Here is a 24696-nt window from a genome sequence, read left to right as displayed (position 1 = left end):
TTAGGCTAGGTGATCGCTGTGATCCGAATTGAATTACCCACTCTTATTTCAAAGTTAAACCAACAAAGTAAGCTGGCGCTTGAACAGGCGGCTTCTTTGTGTATTGAACGTCAACATCCTGAAGTCACGCTAGAACACTATATTGATGTTTTGCTGGACAACCCGCTTTCAGATATCCGAGTCATCCTCAAGCAGGCCAATATCGATTTTGAAAGTGTCAGACAAGCCATTGCCAGCTCGTACACGCGTGAACATGCACTGGACACCTATCCTGCTTTTTCACCATTGCTGGTTGAATTGCTTCAGGAAGCCTGGCTACTGTCTACCACCGAGCTGGATCAACATGAATTACGCTCCGGTGCTATTTTTCTGGCGGCACTGACTCGGGTTGACCGATATCTGCCCGTGCGACTGATCACGCTGTTAGAAAGTATTAACCGGGAAACCCTGAAGAAAAACTTCGTTGCTGTAGTTGCCGATTCCTCTGAAACGGCAGTCGACAAACCGACAGAAAAAAGTGGCGCGAAATCGCCCCTGACAGAAGCAACCACACCGTTACAGAAATATTGTTCGAATATCAGTGAGCAGGCCCGTCGGGGTGAGCTTGATCCGGTCTTGTGCCGTGAAAATGAAATCAATCTGATGATTGATATTCTGTGTCGTCGCCGTAAGAACAATCCGATTGTTGTCGGTGATGCCGGGGTCGGTAAAAGTGCCATGATTGAAGGCCTTGCGCTGCGAATTGTTGCAGGCAACGTGCCTGATCAATTGAAAAATGTCGATATCATGGCGCTCGATTTAGGCCTGCTTCAGGCGGGAGCGTCAGTCAAAGGTGAATTCGAGAAACGCCTCAAAGGTGTGATCGATGCGATTAAAACGTCACCAACCCCCATTATTCTGTTCATCGATGAAGCGCATACCTTGATCGGTGCCGGTAATCAGGAAGGCGGGGCCGATGCGGCCAACTTGCTCAAACCAGCGCTTGCCCGTGGTGAACTGAGTACCGTTGCCGCAACGACTTGGAAAGAGTACAAAAAATATTTTGAAAAAGATCCGGCGCTGACCCGTCGTTTCCAACTGGTGAAACTGGAAGAGCCAAGTATCGTTCAGGCTGTTGATATCCTGCGTGGTCTGAATAGTGTGTATGAAAAAGCACACCACGTTTTGATCACGGATGAAGCGTTGAAAGCGGCGGCTGAACTATCGGCGCGCTACATTTCAGGACGTCAGCTTCCAGACAAAGCCATCGATGTTTTAGATACGGCTTGTGCCCGAATTGCGATTCACCTGACCACGCCACCGAAACGTCTCGCTCAGTTGGAAACCAATTGTTACCAGCGTCAGCTAGAAATCGACATGCTAGAAAGAGCGCAGTTCCTCGGCAGTGAAAGTGATGTCAAACGTCTGGATGAGCTCCGAGCTCAGGAAGACCAAGACGAAGCAGAAAAATTAACGCTCCTTGAAAGCTGGGAAAGTCAAAAAACGCTGGTTGAATCAATTATTGAACTTCGTTCACAGTTGATTGCGCTTTCGTTGCAACAAACAGAGGCCGCAGCACAACCTGCCGAAGCCACTTCATTTGAAGTCTTGGATGAGCTGGTTGAAGTGCAGGAAGCATCCGCAGAGCAATCGCCACAAGAGGTGATGGAAACGCTGAAGAGCGAACTGCAAGAGAAATATGCCGCGCTTGAAGCGATTCCTCATCGTGAGCGTCTGATTTATCCGCAGGTAGATTCAGACCAAATTGCAGAAGTGATTGCAGACTGGACCGGCGTTCCTGTCGATCAGATGAACACTGATGAATTGCACAAAATTACCAATCTGACTTCCATCTTAGGGGAAACCATCAAAGGTCAGGATACAGCTATCGAACGGATTCACCGTCATTTACTGACTGCCCGTGCTGATTTACGTCGTCCCGGCCGTCCGAAAGGGGCTTTCCTGTTGGTGGGACCAAGTGGTGTCGGTAAAACAGAAACAGTAATTCAGTTAGCCGAACAACTGTACGGCGGACAACAATTCCTGACCACAATCAACATGTCTGAATATCAGGAGAAACATACCGTTTCACGTTTGATCGGTTCTCCTCCGGGTTATGTCGGTTATGGCGAAGGTGGTGTTTTGACCGAAGCGATCCGCAAAATGCCTTATTCGGTGGTACTGCTGGATGAAGTTGAAAAAGCCCACCCTGAAGTGCTGAATATTTTCTATCAGGCGTTTGATAAAGGTGAGCTTGCCGATGGGGAAGGCCGAGTGATCGACTGTAAGAACATCGTGTTCTTCCTGACATCGAATCTCGGTTATCAGACCATCGTTGATTATGCTGACGAACCGAAAATCATTGCAGACCGGTTGTATCCTGAACTGGCTGACTTCTTTAAACCAGCGCTGCTGGCTCGGATGGAAGTGATTCCTTACTTACCGCTCAAGAAAGAAGTTCTGGCTGAAATTGTTCAGGCGAAACTGACGCGTTTGGAAAACATCTTCCAAGAGCGTTATGCCGCAGAAGTTGAGATTGCCGATTCGTTGATTGAGGAAATCCTGACGCGGGCGACCCGTTCTGAAAATGGTGCGCGGATGCTGGAAGCGATTATCGAAGGACAATTGTTACCCCCCGTCTCGCTTGCACTATTGAACAAGCTTGCTGAGCGTGAACCGATTAACCGGGTCTATCTGGCTGCGGTTGATGGTGAGTTCATCGGTGAGGTTGAATAGGGATGAACCGCTGGTTAACTTACGCGACCGATCTCGTCGGTATCAGAAAAGCGCAGCAATTAGCGTCGCTTTTTATCGATACGGTTTCACGTGAGTTGGATCTTGATACTTGCTTATTGTTGGTACCCAGTGCCGATGGGCGGACATTAGTCCCTCATCGGTCTGATCTGGAGATGATGTGGTCGGTGAGTGATTTTGAGTGTCCGTTCGCCCATGTTCTCCAGTCCTCAAAACCGATGACATTGTCATTAGAGAGTTTGGTTTTTTGGCAGTCTAATCGCGCATTTGCCCAGTTGACTGAATCCGTCGGCATGTTTGACGTTGTTCGCATCGTCCCGTTGCCTCTCAATCAGGATGTCATCAAGACATTACTATTCCTGATTGGCGAGACGGAACATCTTCAGCAGATATTTTCTGATGACGATTTTTGTCGTTATGTGGATGTGTTCAGCCAACAGTGGACTCTGTTAACCGGTATTGAACGTGAAGAGCAGAATCAGCGCGATCTTCGCGAATCACTATTCGATGTTGAGCGAGCCCGTGAACAGCAACGTCTGAGTGATTCTTTATCCCAGACACTTGTGGGCCAGAGCGCACCGATGGTCAAACTCCGGGAGCAGATTGTCAGTGCCGCCGGTTCTCAGCTATCGGTGATGATTCAGGGCGATACGGGAACAGGGAAAGAGCTGGTGGCTCAGGCGGTGCATGACTTGTCTGAACGGGCAAATCAACCCTTCATTGCCATCAACTGCGCCGCGATTCCGGAAAACCTACTTGAGAGTGAGTTGTTCGGGTATAGCAAAGGGGCCTTTTCCGGGGCTGAAGCCGATAAACAGGGGCTGATCGCTCAGGCCAATGGCGGCACTCTTTTTCTTGATGAAATCGGTGATATGCCTTTGGTGCTGCAAGCCAAGCTACTGCGGGTGCTTGAGACGCGAGCATTTCGTCCGGTTGGTGGTAAAGAAGAACTGACTTCCGATTTTCGGCTGGTTTCTGCCACGCACGTCAATTTGTTGGGTCAGGTTCGCCAGAAAGTATTTCGTCAAGATCTCTATTACCGACTGTTTCAATATCCGATTACGGTGCCATGTCTGACCGAGCGAATCGACGATATTGCGTTATTGAGTCAGCATTTTGTTCAGTTATTTAATGACTCGCACGGGACTCAGATCCGTGGGTTGAATTACAAAGCGATTGATTGTCTGAAGCAGCACAACTTCAACGGTAATGTGCGTGAGCTTAAGCATTTAATCGAGTTTGGATGTGCACAGACACAAGACGGCAATGAAGTTCAGGTGAATAGTTTTATTCATCGGATTCTGCCTCGGGAAGAGGTCAACCTGTTTCAGGTTGAAGAGCCGGAATCGTGTACTGTGATTAAAGATCTCAAACAGGCGATTCAGGATTTTGAATCAAAAATTATCAGAGAACGCCTGCGATTGTTTTCCGGTGACCGTGCCAAAGCGGCAGAAAGCTTGGGGATTCCCAAACGGACACTGGCTTACAAATGCCAGAAACTGGAGATTAAAGCGCCATGAAATTAAGAATTTCTTGCTCAGTCATGAGCTTGGCGACATTGATGTTATTGCCCGCAGTTGCAGCGATAGCGGCAACCGGCCCCCAAATGCCAAAACCGGAGACTTTAACCAAACCGGAGCAGTTGGTTGAACAGGCAAATCAGTGTCGGAGTGTTTCGGAGCGTCTGGAAAGATTACGCTGTTTTGATCGCGTGTTTGAAACCCCGCTGCATCTGACGCCCATCAAAGAGCAGAAGATCGGTGCATCAGCGTCGTGGCTACATGCAAGGGATTCATTGGCGAAACTCGGTGATGGCCAAATGATGCGTCTGACCGAACAAGGGGATGATGCATGGTTGATTCTGTTGGCATCGAATCCCGCATCACGGTTCGAGAATGATCAAAAACCGGTGTTAATGATGAGCTGTATTCACCGTATTAGTCGGGTTGAATTGGCACTCCCGAGTGAGATCCCTGATGCAAGAGCCAAAGTCACGATCCAGCGTGAAACGCAATACTGGCGAAGTGATGATGCCGGATTGTTGCTCTCCTCAGGACGCGGTATGCCGGCGATTAGTCTGATGCGGATTATGACCAAGGAAGACCACACGGTGTTGCGTTCTAATTCAAAGGCCGTTGATGGGCTGACTTTCGACACCTCGGATTTGAGCGAAGCACTCAAGCCATTAAGAACACGTTGTGATTGGTAACTGAAATTATGGAACTATCTGAATATCGTCCGTGTATTACCACACCAATTGAGGGAGAGAACCCGGTCGGTGAACGGTTGATTGACGATTCATTATTTGATTTTGTCGAAGATCAGATGATGAAAGTCGGTTCTCTTTCTCATGGCAGTGTGCAGTGGGATGAAGTTGAGCACAGTGTTTTAAAACTACTCAAAGAAAAATCGAAAGATATCAAACTGTTGGTCTATCTCTTACAGTGTTTGCATCATCAAGTGACACCGGCCCGGTTTAATTTGTCTCTGTTTATCTGGGCTGATTTTATTTCGTTATTCTGGGAAGAGAGTTACCCGGCCCCGGGGCCGCGAGGCGCATTACCACGGCGTAAATATTTTGGACAAATCGTTCAGCGCTTTGGCATTGTTATCGACAAACAGGATTTCAACCGTTTTTCCGGCGAGCTGATGAGTGATCTGGAAAGTGCGTTGGAGAGTCTCAATCAGGCGGTGGAAACCAAAGGGTTGGTGACTGAAGATTTTTCCGAACTCTTCAATACTGTTCGCTCAAAAATGCGTCTGGCTGAAGAGCGTCAGCGTGCCGAACAGAAAGCGCAGAAGCCGAAAGGACAATCGCAGCAGGAAACCCCGACAACCAGCAGTCCCTTATCGGTTGACAATTCCAGTGATAAGGCGGCCAGACAGACATTGTTGAAAGTGTCTGAGTTTCTTGCTGAACAGGAACAAGGCATTGGACTTGCGATTCGTTTGCGGCGTCATGCGGTGTGGTCAGGCATTCTCTCTGAGCCCGATCATAATTCGGACGGAGAAACGATGCTGCGGCCGATGCAGCAAGATCGCATCAAAGACTACCAAGATCTGATGCGCAGCCCTGATTTGTCTTTATGGCGCAAGATTGAACAGAGTCTGACGATGGCCCCTTATTGGTTTGAAGGGCAGATGATGAGTTATCAAATCGCCCAGGCGTTGGATAAAAAAGACTGGTGTCGGGCCATCCGGGAAGAAGCGACTTATTTTCTTGAGCGTTTACCCAAGTTAAAAACGCTGAAGTTTAAAGGCGGGCAACCGTTTGTTTCAGAAGAAGTAAATACATGGCTGGGAGAGCAGGAGCAGGCGACGACGCAGGCTTCGGTGGTCGGAAGCTGGCAGGAAAAACGTAAGGAAGCGTTTACTTTGGCAAAAGAAGCCGGAATTGCTGTCGCTCTCTCCATGATTAATGGCGGCCTTGAAAAGGCGGTCGAACCCCGGGATAAATTTTATTGGCGGATGATGTCTGCTGATTTGCTTAATGAACATGGTTTTTCAGCCATGGCCGGAGAGCAGTATCAGACATTGTATCGTCAGGCGGGTTCAGCAAGTGTTTCAGAGTGGGAACCCTCACTCATGCAACGATTAGAGAAATATTCAACGTCAGAGTAAGCGAAGGATATCGTCCATGTTGAAAAAGATTTTCGGGCTGCTAAAAAAATTAATGCCGAGTATGGTAGCACTGGTACCGGCATTACTGTTAATTAGCTTTATTTTAATTAATATTGCCATTTGGTGGGCTGGTCCATGGCTCACAATTTATGATACCAAACCATTAGCGAGTATTACGGCACGGATCTTTGCCAGTTTACTCGTCTTTTTGCTGGCGGCTGCTGTATGGGGTTTCTGGCAGTGGCGGAAACTACAGAATTACGAAGCTGAACAACAAAAAGAAGAAATTTTCCGTCAAGATCCGGTCAAACTGATGGAAGAACGGCAAGAAGTCGAGCTGAATCAGGTCATTACCAATATGCGTAAGAGCCTGAAGAATAAGCGCGATTTTCTGTACTCTTCCCCTTGGTATCTGGTTCTCGGTTTAGAAAATGCGGGTAAAACCAGCCTGATTAACCGTTCCGGACAGAACTTTACGCTGTCTTCGGTGATGCGGGCTTCTGGCCAACGCAGCGAAAACCCTTATTCATTCGACTGGTGGATTGGCGATAAAGCGGTCGTCATTGACCCCGACGGTGAGTTGCTGACGCAAGGGAATCGCGATGAAGACAATGACGGTGAAATGGAACGCCGCTTGTGGAAACACTTTGTTGAATGGTTAGAGCGTACCCGCAGCCGTCGTCCGCTGAATGGGATTGTACTGGCGCTGGACGTGTCGCATTTGGCGACAGCCAAAGCATCAGAGCGAAAAGCTTATGCGAGTATCCTGCGAGCCCGACTACGTGAGCTGATGGAAACCATGTCGATTCAGTTACCGGTCTATATTGCGCTGACCAAACTGGACCTGCTCTATGGCTTTGAACCTTTTTTCAGACACTATTCCAAAGCAGAACGAGAAGAAGCATTAGGATTTACGTTTCAACTCAATCCGAATGATGATCAAGATGCTTGGTTACAAGAGTTCGAAAATGACTATCTACAATTCATGTCAACGATTAATGACATGTTGCCAAAAGCAGTTTCGGTGCCGATGGAAGCCGATGAGCGACATGGCGTTTATAGTTTTAGCCGGCAAATTTCCGGGCTGAAAGACATTCTGACGCAGTTTTTCCGCGAAACATTGGGCAATGACCAGTATTCGCTGTCTGCCGTGGTCCGGGGGGCTTACTTCACCTCGGTTTATCAGCAAGGCGTACCGACCAATGCGTTTGATGATGCAGCCTCGCGTCGCTATGGCTTAGATCACGCGATCAACCGTGCTCAAATTGCAAAAAACTCGACAGTCTATTTTGCGTCGCAGTTATTCAGCAACATTATTTATGCCGAATCAGGTCTGGCATCTGATAACCGTCGGGTTGCCAAGCGAAAACGACGTCTGATGATGTTGTCGGGTGTTACTTGTACCATCGCATCGTTATTATTATTTGGTGTATGGCAACGCTACTATGCTGTCAACGTGGCACATGCGGATGCGGTACTGACTAAAGTGAATCAGTTTAAGAATGAGTTGCCGAAAAATATTTATCAGGCATCTCAACGCGATATGCTCGACTCACTGAATAAGATTCGTCAGGCCACACTGGAGTTTGGTTTCTTCCGTAACAAGTCGAAATATTTTTCAGACATGGGGCTTTATCAAGGTCACACCATCGGGCCGATGGTTGAAAAGACCTATCTAAACCTGCTGGAAACCCGTTTTCTGCCGATCCTGTTGTCTGATGTGATCGTGAAAATGAACGAAGCCGACACTGAAGTTGAAAAACTGGATGCATTGCGGGTTTACCGCATGATGACCGACAAAGAAGGGCGTTATAAATCCATCGTGTTGGATTACTTCGGTAAATACTGGCAGCGAGAATTCCCGGCTCGCCGTGCTGTTCAGGAAGAGTTGATGGGGCATTTAGATTATGCGATGGACCATACTGACTTAACGACGGCCCGGCAAGACGGTGATCCGAATGCTGATAAAATTATGGGTGCATACGATAAGACCATTGCCAAAGTTCAGACTGAACTGAATGCGATGCCGAACAAGCAGCGTGTTTATCGTAACCTCAAACTGAATGCACCGACCGTGCTTGGACCTGCGCTGAACTTGCGTAATCTGGTGGGGCCGATCTTTGACCTCGTCTTTGATGAACGTGTTATGAATGGCGATGGGTTATATATTCCGCAAATGCTGACCAAGCGCGGCTTTGAAGACTACTTTATTCCGCAGGTTGAATCGGTTTCTAAACTGGCATTGATTGATGGCTGGGTTTTGGGACAGAACCGTTCTGCTGAGTTCAGTGAAGCTGACAAGCAAGACCTACGGGATAAAATCCGGGGACTTTATGTTGCGGACTATACCAAGACTTGGCGGGCAGCATTGGCAGAAGTGGATATCAAATACTTCAAAGATATCAACGATGCGGTCACCGTACTGGATAACATCACCAGTAGTGTTGAGCCCATCCAGCGTTTGTTGCGAACACTGGAAGCCAACACCAAAATGATCGCCGGTATCCCGGATGATTCTGCGGCACAGGACGAACTGCTGAAATCACCGAAGTATCGTGTTGCGTCGATGATCGATACCCCGTTTGCGGATCTCAACGGTATGTTGGACGCTGTCGGTGACAAACCGGCTTATATCAGCGAAGTGATGGGGTCGATTGATGAACTGAAGCTCTACCTGAAAGGTATTCAGGCATCACCTGATATGGGAATGGCCGCGCTGAATGCGACCAAGGCGAGAATGAAGCTGGTGAACGGCGATCCGATTTATACACTCAGACGGGTTGCATCAGGGTTACCGGCACCGCTGGATCGAATCTTGACCAAACTGGCTGATGAAAGCTGGTATGTGATCAAGCAAGAAGCGGTGAAATATTTGGAAGTGCGTTGGCATGATGATGTTTACCGTGTCTTCCGCGAAAAACTGGCGGACCGTTATCCGTTCAATCCAAACTCAAACAAAGATGCATCATTGACTGACTTTGAAGAATTCTTTGCCCCGAATGGGATTTTAGATAGCTTCTATCAGAATCAGCTGAAGATCTTCATTGATGAAAAAGTGGGTTTATCTGACTCGGAAAGTGGTCAGAGTGTGGTGAAATCCGAAGTATTGGAGCAGATTGAACGTGCACGGCACATTCAGGATGCATTCTTCAATCGTAAAGGTGTGCTGGATGTGAGCTTCTCGATTGAACCGATACGCTTGACGGGGAATAAACGTCGCAGTGTTCTGAATGTTGACGGGCAATTCTTGTCGTACAGTCATGGCTCAAGAGAGAATGTGGAGCTGATTTGGCCGAATACGCTACGTGATTCTGCAATTTCGAAAATCACGCTGATCCCGACCAAATCGAATTTGTCGCCACGGAGTATTATTATTCAGGGACCATGGGCATTTTTCCGCTTACTTGATGCGGGTGATGTGCTGGCCGCAAGTACCACCTCGGTAGACTACAAGTTTACGGTTGATGGCGGTAATATGGTGTACCGGATTAACTCTGAAGCCGATATGAATCCATTTACCCAGCGTTTGTTTAAATCATTCAAACTCTCAGGTAACCTGTATTAATATTCAACAAATTAGTATTCAACGAATTAACATACAACAAATTGCGGAGTGCCTACGGGCACTCCCTACATTGATTAGGGCTATTTAACGCCATGTCCCCACGATTATTGATTGAAAACACGCCTTTCATTCTCACAGCCGAACAAGAAGCATTACACAATCACGCCCTGTATCAGGCGGTCAAGAAAGAGATCTATCGCGAGCGTTCTCCTTTTGCCGGTGGCACGGATTGGGAACTGGTCAAACAAAACAGTGAGCAATTGGCACAAGTCACCGGACTTGATTTGGCAATGTGTGTGTATTACAGCATTGCTTGTCTCAAGCTGGATGGATTACGCGGTTATACCAACGGGTTAGAGTTGATGTATGGCTGTTTGGTGAGCCTGAAAGAGGATATCAAAGAGAGCGATAAATATATTGAGCGGTTATTTCATTGGGCGAATGCACAAGCGTTGATTGAACTGCAAAACCTTCGCGCCAGTTATGAAATGCTGCGTGAGCTTTACCGTTGTGAACAGCTCTGTGATCGCATCAGTTATTTGCTTCAGTCAGAAAGGCCGGGTGTGAAAGCTGATTTTGAGTCGATTGGTTATATTATTTTTGAACAGATTGATCGCTTAGAAACCTGTTATCAGGTGGCTTTAAAGCGGCGAGAGTTTACGGAAAACGGCCGTCCTGCCGCTGCTACGCCGGTGAATAGGCCGGGTACCAGCTGGTGGAAACTGGCGATGATGTTTGTGTTGGGTGGCGGTATCGCTGGCAGTGGTGTGTACTGGTGGCTATTGCAGACACTTGGCAATTGAACGATCATTTTTGCTTATCGAAAGCCCCTGATAACAGGGGCTTTTTGCGTTTTACAGTGTAAACTCCGCAGGTTACTGGTAGAACATTCCCGGCAACCATAGTGCAGATGCGGGGACATAAGTCACAATCAGCAAAATAATGATGTTACATATCAAGAATGGCACAATCGCTTTCGCGACTTTCTCCATCGATACCCCGCCGATTGAAGAAGCAACAAACAAACAGACACCGACCGGTGGTGTGGAGAGGCCGATCATGAGATTGAGGACGGCAATAATGCCGAAATGAACCGGATTCACACCGACCGATGTTGCGACGCCCAATAGGGTCGGGAACAGGATGATCAAAGCCGCAATCGTTTCCATAAAGGAACCAACCAGTAACAACAATAGGTTGATAATCAACAACACGACGTACTTATTTTCACTCAAATTAAGAATCGCGCTCGCGATCATTTGCGGAATGCGTTCTGACGTCAGAATCCAGCCGAATACATTCGCAAAACCAACCAGAATGAGCAGCGAAGCGCTGGTCACCGCTGTTGCAACTAATACACTGGGAACATCCCGCCATTTGAGACCTCGATAGATGTATAACCCGATGATCAGTGCATAAAAAGCAGCGACAATAGAAGCCTCTGTCGGGGTAAAGAAACCACCGATAATCCCAACCAGAATGAGCATCGTGAGTGACACTGCCCAACTACTTTTTCTCATTTCAATCAGCAGTTGTTTGAATGTTACTTTTTCTTCTTTCGGATAATGACGTTTTACCGCCAAAATATAGACCGTAATCATCATGCCAAAGCCAAGCAACAATCCCGGAATCGCACCCGCTAAAAACATCTGCCCGACAGAAATCCCCGTTAACGTCCCAACAATAATCATGGGGACGCTCGGCGGAATAATGGGGCCAATGGTTGATGATGCAGCCGTTATCGCCGCAGAAAATGGCGTGTCATAGCCGGCTTTGGACATGCCGGGAATCATCACGCCCCCAATGCTGGCCGTATCTGCCACCGCCGTACCGGAGACCCCCCCAAATAACATTGAACCTGCCACGTTAGCCAGCCCCAAACCGCCTCGAATATGGCCGACCATCGCGTTACTCAGATTAATAATCTGTTCCGTAATATTACCGCGATTCATCAGGTTACCCGCGAGAATAAATCCTGGGACACACAATAAGACGAAGCTATCCATCCCCGCGTACATCTTTTGCGGAATGACGGTATATGGGATATCCATTAAGAAAAGATAACTCATCGAGGCCAATGCCAATGTTATTGCGATTGGTAAGCCAACGAAGAGTAAAATAAAAAAGGTCGCGAAGAGAATGATCACTTCCATTTACATCGCCTCCGCATTGAATAAGTTCAAGAGATGTCGGATAAATCCTAGCGCTGAGAAAAACATTAAATTGACCAATATCACGACAGTCGAGTAAAAAACATAACTCATCGGGATAAACATGGTTGGTGAGAGTTGAAATTGTCCAATTTGTGCGAACTGAACCGCTGAAGGATAAAGAATCCAACTAAATATAAAGATGATGGCAGCCACCAACGCACTAAATAGATGTGCATGACGTTGGCTTAATGCATTCACCAGCAGCTCAACCGAGACTAATTCTCCCCGCTTATAAGCAATGCCGACGGATATTGCGACAGTACCGATAAACAGGTAGCGAGAAAGTTCTTCTGTCCATGCCGGGGGCGTATCTAAAAATAATCGACCAAAGATTTGTAACAGGACAACACTGCTCAATGCGACCAAACCGATAGCGGCGAGATAACCTAATAATTTGTCGGCTATCGATTCAATCCGAACAACCACGGCTAACGCTGACGAGCAACCCTGTTTTTGATTGATTTTACTCACATTCATAACTTCCATACTCTGCTCCGGTTGCACAGATAGGGGGAAGACGGGTCTTCCCCCTTACGTCACCTTGTGGCTTAAAGCTGCTGAATTTGTTCAAACAGATCGAGGGCATCGCCTTTCAAATTTTTCTTAACGGCAGGAATCGCAATCGCACGGAATTTATCCTGATCGACCTCGATGAACTTCATGCCTTTCGCTTTGAGTTCATCAACCAGTTTTGTTTCCGCTTCAGTGGCTAATTGGTGTTCGTATGCTTGCATTTCCACTGCACTTTCTAGCAGGATTTTTTGTAAATCGGCAGGTAATTTTTCGAGCTGTCGTTTACCGATTAATACATATATCCAACTCCGAACGTGCTCCGTTTTGTTCACATATTTTTGGACTTCAAAGAAAGACGCACTCTTAATTAAAGACAAAGGATTTTCCTGCCCGTCAACGGTCCCTTGTTGGAGCGCCGTAAACACTTCACTAAATGCCATTGGTGTTGGTTTTGCTCCCAAAGCACTCCATGTCGATACAAAAATGGGGACATTAGGGACACGAATCGTCAGTCCTTTAAGGTCAGCCGGCTCTTTGACGGGTTGATTCGATGTCAGGTTCCGGGCACCGCGCTCAAACCAGGCAATCGGAACTAAACCTGTACGTTCGGTGATCTGTTGTTCAATCTCTTTCCCGATTTTGCCATTCGCAACTTTTGCCATATGTTCACTATTGCGAATCGCATAAGGGACAGCAAGTAATGCTGCTTTCGGTGCCCAGTTTTGTAAGGTTTCGCCACTCATCGTCATATCAACGATGCCAAGTTGGATACCGCTAATCACGTCACGCTCAGACCCCAATTGTGAATTGGGATAAATATCAATATTCAGGCGACCGTTTGATTTTTGATCCACCACTTCTGCGAAGTGGATAAATGCTTTGTTCCAGACATGTGCTTCATTCGCAACATGACCAAGTTTTAGCGTGTAATCAGCCGCCATGACAGTGGTGGATAGTATGGAGAGTGCGAGTAGTGAAGCTTGCGTAAGTCGTTTCATCGTTATTGCCTCTTATCAGTATTTTTATATTTTTGTCGGGTAGAGTTAATGTGTAGGGTGGTGTGCAGTTAAAAAGCTAATATGATTTTTCGAGACGACTCTGGTGAGGTTTCCAGTTGATGAACCGCATCAGAGAAATTTTCAAATGCAAATTCATGGCTGACAATGGCTTCGGTATTCAGTTCACCGGCTTCAATCCATGGAATGACTTTTGAAAACATCTTGTTATTCAGCCGAGAGCCAACAATCGTCAGTTCTTTCTTAATCACTTCGATCTGTGCCAGTTCACTCGGCTCGGACAAGAATCCGAGTAGACAAACCGCTCCGGCAGGGGCTGCCAGTCGTAAAATTTGGGGAACTAAAGATGGAATACATGCTGCATCGGCAATTAACGGAACGCCCTCACCCTGAGTCATTTCCATGATCACCGCTTCAACATCTTGTTGTTTAGAATTGATAGTATCGGTTGCCCCAAGTTGCTTCGCGACGGCAAGTTTCTCATCCACAATATCAACCACAATCGATGGAATACCGAGCACTTTGGCAACTTGGACTAACGTCAGTCCAATCACGCCTGCGCCATAGATAAGGATAGAATCCCCATCACATGGACGGAGTCGGTCAAATACATTCGCAGCAATGGTATAGGGTTCGACTAATGCGGCCTGTTTCAGTGGCACTTGTTTTGAAATTTTGTACACATTACTCGCGGGTACGACTTGGTATTGTGAAAAACCACCATCTCGATGAACGCCAATCACTTGTAGATTAAGGCAAGTATTCACCCGACCATGACGGCAAGGCCGGCAGTGTCCGCAGCTAATGACCGGGTCAACAACCACATGATCATCGACCGACAATTCGCTGACCTTCGCGCCAACAGCGGCAACCGTACCTGAGAATTCATGACCGCTGGTGCGAGGGTAAACCACAAAAGGGTTGTGGCCGTGCAAAATATGCATATCGGAACCACAAATTCCCGCATACGCGACTTTCACTAAAACGTCATCGTCACCACATTCAGGGATGGCTTTCTCAGACATGATAAATTTATTCGGTTCTTGAACAACAAGGGATTTCATACATTATCCTAAGTAATCTCGCATATAACGTTATCAAGGTGTTGTTGCATTGCTTGAAATGCACGCTGTGGATCTCTTGCCTTGATTGCTTCAAATATCCGCCGATGATCATCGGCCCAGATACCTCGTTCTGCCGGTTCGCCTGCCATGATATTAAGGCGTTCCCACATCTTGCCGCCCATATGATTCTGCATCAGCTCTTTATGGAACTTAATGAGCATTGGGTTATCACTTGCCTGCGCAATTAAGGCGTGAAATTGCATATCCGCATCGACCGAGGCACTTTTACGTAAATCGGGACGGGAGAAACGCTTGGCGGCTTCCATCAAAATTAAGCATTGTTCCAATTCATCAATTAACTGATCACTTGCTTTTTCAGCCGCGATAGCGGCCAGCTGAGACTCAACCGCCCGACGCGCTTCCGTCACCTCATAAGGGGTTATGTCCGGTAAATCTGTCGGTAGATTCAGCGGTTTATCACTGATGACATAGACACCCGATCCTTTACGGATTTCGGCTACCCCGAGTAATTCGAGATAAACCATCGCTTCACGAATGACGGTGCGGCTCACCCCCATATCGTCAGACAGTTTTCGTTCAGGTGGAATTCTTTCACCAACTTGAATCGGATCATTTTGAATCTGCTGCAGAATATCTGTAGCAACCTTGATATATAAACGTTCGCTTACCGACACATATGCCTCTCTTATTTGCTTACCACGGATGTAACGTTCCATCCTCTAGGCGGTTTACAGGTAAACTCGCTCTTTTGTAAGGGTATTGTGCGGCAAGTTCCTCATTAATGTCTACGCCATGTCCGGGCGCCTCACCGACTTGGAAGGTCCCGTGATCAAACTGATAAGCATGGGTAAAGACCGACTCGGTCACCTGACAGTGAGGCATATGCTCTTGGATACCGAAGTTATTGATTGCTGTCCCCACATGCAGGGCACATCCCATCGTGATCGGTGATAAGTCTGTTGCGCCATGGAAGCCCGTTTTTATCTGATATAACGCAGCAAGGTTTGCAATCTGACGAATGTGGGTAATACCACCGCCATGAACAATCGTGGTTCGAATATAGTCAACCAACTGATTGGTGATCAGATCTTTAATGTCATAGATTGAGCTGGTCACTTCACCCACTGCAATTTTCGTGGTGGTGTGCTGACGAATCAGTTTGAATGATTCCTGATTGTCGATCGGCGTGGGATCTTCCATCCAAAACAAGCGGTATGGCTCTAACATTTTGCCCAAACTTGCGGCCTCAATGGGTGTGAGTCGGTGATGCACATCCGTCAGTAACTCAACCTCATCACCAAATTTTTCACGCACCGCCTTAAAGACTGCTTCGACGCTATTGAGGTACTTTGTGGTATTCCATACCTGTTCTTCTGGTAGGTTGGCATTGGCAGGCTCGTAAGCCACGCCTTTCTTGGTGACCCCGTAGGTCTTCGCTAACCCGGGCACACCACACTGCACGCGAATAAACTTGTAACCTTTATTGAGAGCCACTTCAAAATCTGCCAATACATCTGCGATTGTTTCGCCATTGACATGGGTATAAACGTTAATGTATTCACGACTTTTGCCGCCCAAAAGTTGATATAACGGCATACCGGCTGCTTTTGCTTTGATATCCCACAGTGCCATATCGACAGCGGCAAGTGCGGCCATGTCAATCACGCCTTTCTTCCAATAGTAACCCCGATAGAAGAACTGCCAAATATCCTCAATTTGACCAGCATCACGACCAATTAATGAAGGGATTACATGCTCCTCCAAGTATTGAGCGACCACTAGCTCACGGCCATTCACGGTTGCATCGCCCAAGCCATAAATTCCTTCATCTGTTTCGATTTTGAGTGTGACAAAATTTCGTCCGGGACTGCAGACGATAACTTTGGCGCTGGTAATTTTCATTGAGGTCTCCTGACACTAAGAATGTTGCTTGAATCTATTTAACCGTTAAAAATTGGTTGTTTTTGTGATCAATATTGAAAAGCCAATAAACAATAATTGGTCTGTACAATTTTTACTGTTTGGATCACAATTTCCAAATGTATAACAGTAAAAAATAGCCGGACTAACCGACACAACGAGTAGATAACACGATGCCTACCTTTCATAACAACTATGCTAGAAGCCAACTTAAGCCTAAAATTGTCCATATCGGTTTCGGTGCCTTCCACCGAGCCCATCAAGCCCTATTTGCGGATGAGCTCGCGAGTGTGACAGACTCCGATTGGGGATATTGCGAAGTAAACCTATTTGGTGGTGAACAGCTCATCGAAGATCTCCGCAACCAGCAACACCTGTTTACCGTCATCGAAAAAGGCCCGCAAGGCCCAAAAGTTAAAACGGTCGGTTCGGTATGTGAGTCATTCCATCTCACGTTTGACGGGCACGAAGCTATCATCAATAAAATTGCCGATCCTGAAACGAAAATAGTCTCTATCACGATTACCGAGAAAGGTTATGGTATTGATTTACATACCGAACGTCTGGATATAAATCATCCATTTATCAAAACTGACCTAGACAATTTTGATCAGCCAAAATCAGCCGTCGGATGTATTGTGCAAGGATTGAAGCGCCGCATGGAAAACCATCTTGCGCCGATCAGCATCATGTCATGCGACAACATGCCGGAGAATGGTAAGAAAACACATCATGCGATTGTTGATTTTGCTCACCATGTTAATCCTGCCTTGGCTGGTTGGATTGAAGAAAATATCTCTTTTCCTTCAACGATGGTGGATAGAATTGTTCCGGCACTCACAGAAGCAGCACAGCAAGAAGTGGATGAATTAGTCGGTGAACATGATCCATGCGGGATTATTTGTGAACCGTTCAGACAGTGGGTGATAGAAGACAATTTTGTCAGCGGACGCCCTGAGTGGGAGAAAGTCGGCGTTGAATTAGTGGCTGATGTTTTACCATTTGAAGAAATGAAGCTGCGTATGTTAAATGGCTCCCACTCCTTTCTCGCCTATTTAGGCTACCTGTCCGGTTATGAACATATCGCTGACTGTATGCAAGACCCGCAACTCAAACTCGCAGCCTATCATTTGATGTTACAGGAACAGGCACCAACTTTATCGATGCCGGACGGTGTTGATTTAGCACAATATGCGGATTGTTTAATTGATCGTTACTGTAACCCCAATATAAAGCACCGCACTTGGCAAATTGCGATGGACGGTAGCCAAAAATTGCCACAACGCTTACTGGAATCAGCCACATGGCATATCCATCACAATCGTCCGTTCCCTCATATCGCATTAGCTGTCGCTGCTTGGATAAAATACGTGGGGGCTGTTGATGAGCAAGGTCAAGCAATCGATGTGCGGGATCCGATCGCAGATATGCTTTATCAGCGCTTTCACAGCTCATCAAATGAAGTGGCACGAGTGCAATCGTTACTGGATATCACCTCTGTCTTTGGCTCAGAACTCCCGACCAACTACGATTTTGTGGAATCGGTCATCCAAGCCTATCAGCGACTTGAACTCGTAGGTGCAAAGCAGGCGGTCAGTGAATTGATTCAGTGACGGATATTCTCTGATTTCAGCCTCGGGCATCGGCATATGACGCACAATGGCGTTCTTCGGTTTCAGTCGTATCGATGTTCTGTGCGTCAGTGACTCTTACCAAGATGCTGAAATCACGGAAGAAGAACTCAATTATCTGGTGGCAGAGGTACAGCGCTTGCAGGCGTTAACAGAGCGGGTTTGTCGGGGGAGGATTGGGGCTGAGCGCCCCTAAGCGCTGTATTTTAACTTTGATTTTTCCAGCCTTCGGCAACGGACTTTGACGCACAATTCATATTAGTCAGAATAAATTATAGATTGTCCTTGTTGGATAATGTCTTTTGCTATTGGTGAAAGTTTTCCATATTTCATAACAGTATTATATCCATCATTGACTCTTTCCAAATAAAAGCTAAGCAATTTTTTTATTGTCTCAACATCAGAGATACTGATATGAGGTGATTTTAAAATACCTTTGAAAGCATAGATTAATCTCTGAACGACGAAAGTTGCATGATAGATTCCAGGTAAAGGACGAGGATCTTTTCTTAGAGGGGAACTATACCTTTCTTCATCCGAATTATAGAAAAGTTCCTCTGTGAGATTTAAAGCAAATAATAAGCTATGGGCACCTTCATGAATATATTTATCCAAGAGGAAGATCCAGCTGTTATCATGATTTCCTTCAATCATGATTAATGATTGCATTGCGTTACTGGTCAGTGAATAAAGTTTATTATTTTCATTTCCTTTTTTTGATGAAAAGAATACAACTGAATATACGAGTTTATCAATTTCATTGTATAAGTTTGGATTTGAAGCACTCAAAATAGATATACCATATTCTAGGTTTTTTCTTGCTACAAGATCAGACTCTTCTGTCATTTTTTCTAGGTGAATATTATAGTGTTCGAGACCGATTGTAGCTTGCCTTAATATTGTATTTATAAAAATATCATTTATTTCTTTATTAAGGATAATACCTGTATAGTTCTCAATGCCACTATAAATAACAGATTCTAGAATAATGTGGGCTTCATTGAATTTCTCTTCATTTAATAGTTCTATAGTTTTATGATAAGCAATGCTGTGAAAGCCATTTAATTTATCAGGCGTTAGTCGTGAAAAATCATTATGAAAATGTTTAGGAATAATTTCAGGTATGAATGAATTTGCATCATTAAGAAGTTCTAGATAACTATTCATTAATTGTTCTTGAAATTGTTTATTCAAATAATTCGGAGTTGATATGTTAGGAAGAAATTTATAATCCATGATTTATTTACCTACACAAATAATTTTTTATATTTTGTCTTATAATAAGGTTGATTTTCTGAGCTAGAACCTACGATATTTTTAATGCTGGTAGACATTATTACAATGAGCAATGATGGTATGTATATTATGATTGATGATGAAATGATGTCATTTGCAGTGAAAGTATTTAAATATAATTTAGAGATCCAGAATCCAGTTGGAATCGTTATCATACATAGAAGTAAGAATGATGATTCCATTGAACCACGATAGCCATCAGGAATAGAAATAGCTCTACATGTATTAATAATAACATTAAATAAATTAAGGCCAATACCTAGAGCGAATCCTAATAAATATTGGATGTATAAATTATTTGTTAGTGAAAATGAGAATATACTAAAAGCTATAAGAGTTTGACCTAAACATATCGTTATATGTTTTCCAAGTGATTTTTCTAAATATGGGATGAACACAATCGGAGATAATAACATGCCGATGCCAAGACATACTTCAATAATAGATATATCAACCATAGTGTTACCTTCACTAATTACTTTGCTCGGAAGGAGTAAAAAAATAAATGGAACTAAAAATAAGTTCGAACCTGAAGATATAATGGCAACAATTCGTTCTTCTTTAATTTTTATAGTTCTTTTTATACCTTCGGTTAATGCGAATATGAATTTTTCTTGAGTGTTTTTTACTATTTTTAAATTAGTTTTAATTGATAAATACAATGAACTTATAACAGATAGAAAAGAGAAAATTAATGCAGCGACCAAAATTGATTCTCCACCTAAAGTACCAGCTAGAAATCCTCCCAGCATTGGACCAAGAAATAAATTTATGATAAAGGTAGATGATTTTATCCTTATTCCAAAGGAAGTTTCATTCTGATTTGAAGAGATTTCAGGGATCAGGGATACACCTAGAGGAAGAATAAATGATGATGCGGCACTTAAAAATATAGAAATGACTAAAAACACAATATCTGTATAATTATTATGGTTAGTATAATAGTGGTAGTAAGCAAGTGTGAAAATTGAACAAATACATATAATAAAGCAAGAAATGGATAATACGGAAGTTTTCCTATATTTTTCTAAGGCAATGCCACTAATAGGGAGAAACAGTACACTGGATAACCAGACAAAAAACATAATACTAGCTAAGTTTTCTTCTTGATTATAATATTGAATGTAATACCAAGTACAGAATACTTGGAATAATCTATAGCTAACCTGTGAAAAAACATCGGAGATAATATATAGATAAATTTTATATGGAATTTTATTTATCATTTTCTACTTTTGACTCCAGAACTTTATCATAAAATATTCTCGCAGCATTTATGGCTCTCGCGTTACCAGCAAATACACAGACTTGAATAAATGCTTCTTTAATCTCTTCTTCAGTTAAACCTAGGTTTAGGGCTGCTTTTAATTGAAATTCTAATTGGTTTTCACATCCTCCCATTGCTGACAGAATGCCAATTGAAATCAGGTGCCTCGTTTTTATATCTATAGTCTCACGCATGTATGCAAAACCATATATGTCGTCAACTAAATGATCAACCAGATCAGGGAATACAGGTCTGAAGTCTTTCTTACCCCATTCTGTACCTCCTGGTGAGAATTTTTCAATTAACTCTCTATGTTTATTATGTGGAATCATTTTTTAATTTTTCTCATTGATAGATATAATAATAAAATAATTTTTCCATTGTTATTATTTATAAAATATAAGGGAGTGACTATAAGTCACTCCCTTATGGAACTTGTTACTCGTCAGAACCAATTGTCTGAACATTCATTGTCGTAGTTCCTTTCATGAGCATTTTATTTTTGAATTTCATATTATTTTCCTTTTAAATTAGCTATTAATGTTACGATGTTAACACATCGTTAATTAAATTATCACTTGCATATGATGTTGTAAACAATAAATTTACAATATGTTGCTAATATTATTTTTGTCAATATAGTGGCTGGAATGACTGGATGAAAATAGCTACAGTTTCACATGCTTGTTATTATTTAATAATATTCATGTTATGAATTATATAGAGTGATATTATTATTTTATTTTTTGGAACTGAAATATGATGTAATTAATTTTCCGGCCTCAGGGATATATATGTCCTACTCGGAAATCCCTAACCGCTTTCCCAGCCTCCGGCTTCAAATTTTGACGCACAATCAGGTTTCTCGGTTTCAGTCGTATCGATGTTCTGTGCGTCAGTGACTCTTGCCAAGATGCAAGAGTCACCAGAAAATCTTTTTTTGTTTGACGGAGTCGCGCGTTGTCCAGAACCAGCTTTTACGGGCGTCCTGCCCGGAAAGCCTAACCATTCTTCCTTGAATGGTTTTCTTGGTTTGGTGGTTGATTTGCGTGCGGTGAAACATTCTTAAAAAGTCAATTTGATCACTGAACTCAGGGGGAAAAATCATGGACGATTTTTCAGGATTGTCTGAGCAGGATGCGAATCAATCCGACCCTGATTCGGTGCGTTGAACTCAAACTCAAGGCACTTTTGGGGACTTTTGCTGCTGGGCAAAAGTCTCTGGGGCGCTGTCGGAGATGCTATTGAAATTGAGGAAAGTGATTGCGCACCAAACCGCTGCACCTCAACTTTCAACCTTCCCAGCCTTCGGCTCCAAATTTTGACGCACAATCAGCTTCTCCGGTTTCAGGGATATTGGTGCTCTGTGCGCCAGTTCATCTTTCAGAGATGAAAGACGAACCAGAAAATCTTTTTTTATTTGGCTAATGTGTATGTTGTCCAGAACCGCCTTTTACGAGCGTCCTGCCCGGAAAAGCCTAACCATTCTTCCTTGAATGGTTTTCTTGGTTTGGTGGTTGATTTGAATTGGGTGAACCTTTTTTAAAGGCGAATTGATCGATGGACTCAGAAAGACCTAGAAATCCATCCGTGGATTTCTTCCTTTGAGCGGCAGATATCTGTAATTCATTTAATCTGTTTCGGGATTGATGTTCTCTTACATTCCCCAGTGAAACTCACTGGAGTCGTATTTGGGTCAATGCATCAAATAAGGCTTTTTTATCTGCGTCAGTTAAGTATTTTGAATTTAATGTTGCTTTAAAGGTTGCCAGATCGTTTGCAGAAAAAACACCACCGTCATGCAGATAATGAGCAATATCCGTATTTATTTGTTTGCCGAGTTTGATTAATTCTGGCCGAATGACCGTTTTTAAGTCTCTGGGTGTGCCAGTTTCTGGCTGGCTTAATAAATCAGCCCGATATCTATATTGTATTGCTTTAGCGGCTGCAATCTGAGCTTTAAAAAAGCCGATCACACTGTGCTTATCCAGACCTTCTTTTTCTGCGGACAGACTGGCTTTTTCAATAACGACAGCTTCTCGCTCAAGGTCTTCTATCGGTTTTCTGTGGATTGCTTTGTACAGGGCAACATCTTCCATATAACTTAACCGAAGATTAATGGTTGAAAAAAGTTCAGCTGGTGTGGGTGTCGCGAACACATTGAATGAAAGTAATGCAACTGCAAATAAAGTAATTCTTTTGAACATAAATCCCCCATATTTCATAATAAGAGCCATTATCATAGAGTTATTTGCAATATATTCAATGGGGTTCATTTCCCTTGTAGGGGGATAGCCGTTTGTTTCTTTGTCTATTTTGCCTCCGGGCTCCGAAATATGACGCACAATTGCATTCCTCAGTTTCAGAGACATCGGTACTCTGTGCGTCAGTTCATCTTTCAGAGATGAAAGACGAACCAGAAAATCTTTTCTGTTTGACGGCGTCGCACGTTGTCCAGAACCAGCTTTTACGAGCGTCCTGCCCGGAAAAGCTTAATCATTCTTCCTTGAATGATTTTCTTGGTTGGGTGGCTTATTTGAATTGGGTGAAACATTTTTAAAGCCAAACCAACAGTGTTACGGCTTCGTGTACCAAACCGTTACATCACACCTTACTGATTGTTAAAACACTGCAATTTCTTGCAAACTCTACCTGCATCAAAGAATGTCATGCCTATACAATTTTTTCTGGATGTTTTCTGTAACCTATTCAATGCTATGTACGGTGTTTAAGTGCTTATACGAGAACCAATGGAGCTTATCCGAAAAAGGGTGAATGGCAGCAACAGAACAATGAGAGTGTTGTCTAAATAACTGTTATGTAGCTATGGAGGCATGGTAATGGCATCGGGAATTGAGACGTGGTTATTTGGATATGCAGGAACCAAACTTGCTGATCGAGTACTTAAACTATTCCAGAGAGATAAGTTAACTGTCGATCTACATAAGGCTGTAGAAAAATGGGCGTCTAATCTTCCTTCTCATGCAAGTTTGACTTCGTCAAATGCATTGTTTCCGAGTCATGTAGCAGATGAAGAACTTGCGGAACGCCCTTGTTTGTCCAATCTTCGCTCAGAGTTAGAATCTTTGAAGATTCCATCGGAGGAGAGCTGGGATTCTGCACTCACTGAGCAGTGGAAATATGTTCGCTCGAAGATTGATCATCCACAGGACTTCTTTCTGCTAAGTGAAGAAGAAGCGTCAACCCATATCAAGTCACTATCCATTGCTCTTTGTACTGCCTGTTCTCAGCACGAGACGCTATTTCGGGTAACTACGGTTTCTATGCTCCGAGAGCTCTCGGAGGCAACTAGCAAGACTCCGCAGCAAAACAGCCTGAGTGAAATCTTAACTAATGATCAAAAAAAACTACTTTATCGCTTGTACCACCAGGATAACGGGTTTTGCCGCATCGGAGCTTCAAAGGGGGAGTATGAATGTCTTTGGGTTCCCGGATATCCAATGGATATGCAATGGGGCTGGGAAAGAACGCCAGAAGAATGCTTGCGTTCAGGAAAATCTCCAGGAAACAGAGAGGAGAGGCTTCATTGGATATTCGTTGTAAAAGATTTAGTTGAAATTGGTATCTTCGAAGCTCAAGCGGACGGATATTATCAGTTAACCGAGAAAGGGTGGCGGGTCGCCCATGATATCAATAGTGAAAAAAGTGATTCAGGTGTATGAGCTAAAGCGACATAACAAGTCAATCAATTTCGCTCCTTCGGCACCGGACGCAGCAAAGCTTCGTCGATTATTGAAGCGTTATACCTACAGGGGGAATTAGAGCTAAATAGGCGTCTTGTTCGTTTTGTCATAGTGTCACCTGTTAATTTATGA

The 24696-nt window shown here is 44.3% G+C and carries 19 protein-coding genes; 9 read left to right on the top strand and 10 right to left on the bottom strand.

Annotated elements, in window-relative coordinates; all coding sequences use genetic code 11:
• Positions 1–9: 9 nt before the first annotated feature.
• The 6 genes from tssH (at position 10) to OCU60_RS22445 (ending at position 10722) form a co-directional block, all read left to right on the top strand.
• Complete coding sequence (gene tssH, locus OCU60_RS22470; RefSeq protein ID WP_370738694.1) at positions 10–2715, top strand: type VI secretion system ATPase TssH; 2706 nt, start codon at positions 10–12, stop codon at positions 2713–2715.
• Between the two features lie 2 nt (positions 2716–2717).
• Entirely contained in the window at positions 2718–4253 is a 1536-nt protein-coding gene (locus tag OCU60_RS22465) for a sigma-54 interaction domain-containing protein (protein WP_074374424.1), read from the top strand.
• Positions 4250–4942 (top strand): type VI secretion system-associated protein VasI, encoded by a 693-nt coding sequence (vasI, locus tag OCU60_RS22460; protein WP_228449069.1) that lies wholly within the window; start codon positions 4250–4252, stop codon positions 4940–4942. The genes OCU60_RS22465 and vasI overlap by 4 nt, the downstream gene beginning before the upstream one ends.
• 8 nt (positions 4943–4950) lie before the next feature.
• Positions 4951–6354 (top strand): type VI secretion system protein TssA, encoded by a 1404-nt coding sequence (gene tssA, locus OCU60_RS22455; protein WP_074374423.1) that lies wholly within the window; start codon positions 4951–4953, stop codon positions 6352–6354.
• Positions 6355–6415: 61 nt separating this feature from the next.
• Positions 6416–9919, top strand: coding sequence for a type VI secretion system membrane subunit TssM (gene tssM, locus OCU60_RS22450; protein ID WP_205410525.1), 3504 nt, complete (start codon positions 6416–6418; stop codon positions 9917–9919).
• A 92-nt stretch (positions 9920–10011) separates the two neighbouring features.
• A complete protein-coding gene (locus OCU60_RS22445; RefSeq protein WP_074374421.1) occupies positions 10012–10722 on the top strand; it encodes a type VI secretion system ImpA family N-terminal domain-containing protein in 711 nt (236 codons plus the stop codon).
• Positions 10723–10794: 72 nt separating this feature from the next.
• On the opposite strand, the gene OCU60_RS22440 is transcribed toward OCU60_RS22445, so the two are convergent.
• From OCU60_RS22440 to manD, 6 genes are all read right to left on the bottom strand, one after another.
• Entirely contained in the window at positions 10795–12072 is a 1278-nt protein-coding gene (locus OCU60_RS22440; protein WP_074374420.1) for a TRAP transporter large permease, read from the bottom strand.
• The gene (locus OCU60_RS22435; RefSeq protein WP_074374419.1) at positions 12073–12618 is read right to left on the bottom strand and encodes a TRAP transporter small permease; all 546 of its coding nucleotides are present in this window, start codon (positions 12616–12618) and stop codon (positions 12073–12075) included.
• A gap of 62 nt (positions 12619–12680) precedes the next feature.
• The gene (locus OCU60_RS22430; protein WP_074374418.1) at positions 12681–13643 is read right to left on the bottom strand and encodes a TRAP transporter substrate-binding protein; all 963 of its coding nucleotides are present in this window, start codon (positions 13641–13643) and stop codon (positions 12681–12683) included.
• A 68-nt stretch (positions 13644–13711) separates the two neighbouring features.
• Entirely contained in the window at positions 13712–14725 is a 1014-nt protein-coding gene (locus OCU60_RS22425; protein ID WP_074374417.1) for a Zn-dependent oxidoreductase, read from the bottom strand.
• Positions 14726–14733: 8 nt separating this feature from the next.
• Entirely contained in the window at positions 14734–15420 is a 687-nt protein-coding gene (locus OCU60_RS22420) for a FadR/GntR family transcriptional regulator (protein ID WP_159439488.1), read from the bottom strand.
• A gap of 19 nt (positions 15421–15439) precedes the next feature.
• A complete protein-coding gene (gene manD, locus OCU60_RS22415) occupies positions 15440–16648 on the bottom strand; it encodes a D-mannonate dehydratase ManD (RefSeq protein ID WP_074374415.1) in 1209 nt (402 codons plus the stop codon).
• Between the two features lie 191 nt (positions 16649–16839).
• On the opposite strand from manD, the gene OCU60_RS22410 reads away from it, so the two are divergent.
• Positions 16840–18279, top strand: a complete 1440-nt coding sequence (locus OCU60_RS22410; RefSeq protein WP_074374414.1) for a mannitol dehydrogenase family protein — start codon at positions 16840–16842, stop codon at positions 18277–18279.
• A gap of 46 nt (positions 18280–18325) precedes the next feature.
• The gene (locus tag OCU60_RS22405) at positions 18326–18493 is read left to right on the top strand and encodes a hypothetical protein (protein WP_159439487.1); all 168 of its coding nucleotides are present in this window, start codon (positions 18326–18328) and stop codon (positions 18491–18493) included.
• Between the two features lie 62 nt (positions 18494–18555).
• Here the strand turns inward: OCU60_RS22405 and OCU60_RS22400 are convergent, their stop codons facing one another.
• The 4 genes from OCU60_RS22400 to OCU60_RS22385 form a co-directional block, all read right to left on the bottom strand.
• Positions 18556–19533 (bottom strand): aKG-HExxH-type peptide beta-hydroxylase, encoded by a 978-nt coding sequence (locus OCU60_RS22400; protein ID WP_074374413.1) that lies wholly within the window; start codon positions 19531–19533, stop codon positions 18556–18558.
• A gap of 11 nt (positions 19534–19544) precedes the next feature.
• The gene (locus tag OCU60_RS22395) at positions 19545–20819 is read right to left on the bottom strand and encodes an MFS transporter (protein ID WP_074374412.1); all 1275 of its coding nucleotides are present in this window, start codon (positions 20817–20819) and stop codon (positions 19545–19547) included.
• On the bottom strand, positions 20809–21192 hold the full coding sequence (locus OCU60_RS22390) for a carboxymuconolactone decarboxylase family protein (RefSeq protein WP_074374411.1): 384 nt from the start codon (positions 21190–21192) through the stop codon (positions 20809–20811). The genes OCU60_RS22395 and OCU60_RS22390 overlap by 11 nt, the downstream gene beginning before the upstream one ends.
• Before the next feature lie 1344 nt (positions 21193–22536).
• A complete protein-coding gene (locus OCU60_RS22385) occupies positions 22537–23232 on the bottom strand; it encodes a chorismate mutase (protein ID WP_235862218.1) in 696 nt (231 codons plus the stop codon).
• A 468-nt stretch (positions 23233–23700) separates the two neighbouring features.
• Here OCU60_RS22385 and OCU60_RS22380 point away from each other — a divergent pair, with 468 nt between their 5' ends.
• Complete coding sequence (locus tag OCU60_RS22380; RefSeq protein ID WP_074374409.1) at positions 23701–24543, top strand: hypothetical protein; 843 nt, start codon at positions 23701–23703, stop codon at positions 24541–24543.
• Positions 24544–24696: the final 153 nt, after the last annotated feature.

Origin of the sequence: Vibrio spartinae (genome assembly GCF_024347135.1) — a bacterium.
GTDB lineage: Bacteria > Pseudomonadota > Gammaproteobacteria > Enterobacterales > Vibrionaceae > Vibrio > Vibrio spartinae.
Note: the sequence above shows the minus strand (reverse complement) of the source record. Positions and strands in the feature narration are given on the sequence as shown.

Coding starts and splice junctions, on each gene's coding strand:
- OCU60_RS22380 (WP_074374409.1), top strand. CDS start 23,701: ATGGCATCGGGAATTGAGACGTGGTTATTTGGATATGCAGGAACCAAA.
- OCU60_RS22440 (WP_074374420.1), bottom strand. CDS start 12,072: ATGGAAGTGATCATTCTCTTCGCGACCTTTTTTATTTTACTCTTCGTT.
- vasI (WP_228449069.1), top strand. CDS start 4,250: ATGAAATTAAGAATTTCTTGCTCAGTCATGAGCTTGGCGACATTGATG.
- manD (WP_074374415.1), bottom strand. CDS start 16,648: ATGAAAATTACCAGCGCCAAAGTTATCGTCTGCAGTCCCGGACGAAAT.
- OCU60_RS22385 (WP_235862218.1), bottom strand. CDS start 23,232: ATGTCTCTGAAACTGAGGAATGCAATTGTGCGTCATATTTCGGAGCCC.
- OCU60_RS22425 (WP_074374417.1), bottom strand. CDS start 14,725: ATGAAATCCCTTGTTGTTCAAGAACCGAATAAATTTATCATGTCTGAG.
- tssM (WP_205410525.1), top strand. CDS start 6,416: ATGGTAGCACTGGTACCGGCATTACTGTTAATTAGCTTTATTTTAATT.
- tssA (WP_074374423.1), top strand. CDS start 4,951: ATGGAACTATCTGAATATCGTCCGTGTATTACCACACCAATTGAGGGA.
- OCU60_RS22410 (WP_074374414.1), top strand. CDS start 16,840: ATGCCTACCTTTCATAACAACTATGCTAGAAGCCAACTTAAGCCTAAA.
- OCU60_RS22465 (WP_074374424.1), top strand. CDS start 2,718: ATGAACCGCTGGTTAACTTACGCGACCGATCTCGTCGGTATCAGAAAA.
- OCU60_RS22400 (WP_074374413.1), bottom strand. CDS start 19,533: ATGGATTATAAATTTCTTCCTAACATATCAACTCCGAATTATTTGAAT.
- OCU60_RS22390 (WP_074374411.1), bottom strand. CDS start 21,192: ATGATTCCACATAATAAACATAGAGAGTTAATTGAAAAATTCTCACCA.
- OCU60_RS22430 (WP_074374418.1), bottom strand. CDS start 13,643: ATGAAACGACTTACGCAAGCTTCACTACTCGCACTCTCCATACTATCC.
- OCU60_RS22435 (WP_074374419.1), bottom strand. CDS start 12,618: ATGGAAGTTATGAATGTGAGTAAAATCAATCAAAAACAGGGTTGCTCG.
- OCU60_RS22445 (WP_074374421.1), top strand. CDS start 10,012: ATGTCCCCACGATTATTGATTGAAAACACGCCTTTCATTCTCACAGCC.
- OCU60_RS22395 (WP_074374412.1), bottom strand. CDS start 20,819: ATGATAAATAAAATTCCATATAAAATTTATCTATATATTATCTCCGAT.
- OCU60_RS22405 (WP_159439487.1), top strand. CDS start 18,326: ATGGCGTTCTTCGGTTTCAGTCGTATCGATGTTCTGTGCGTCAGTGAC.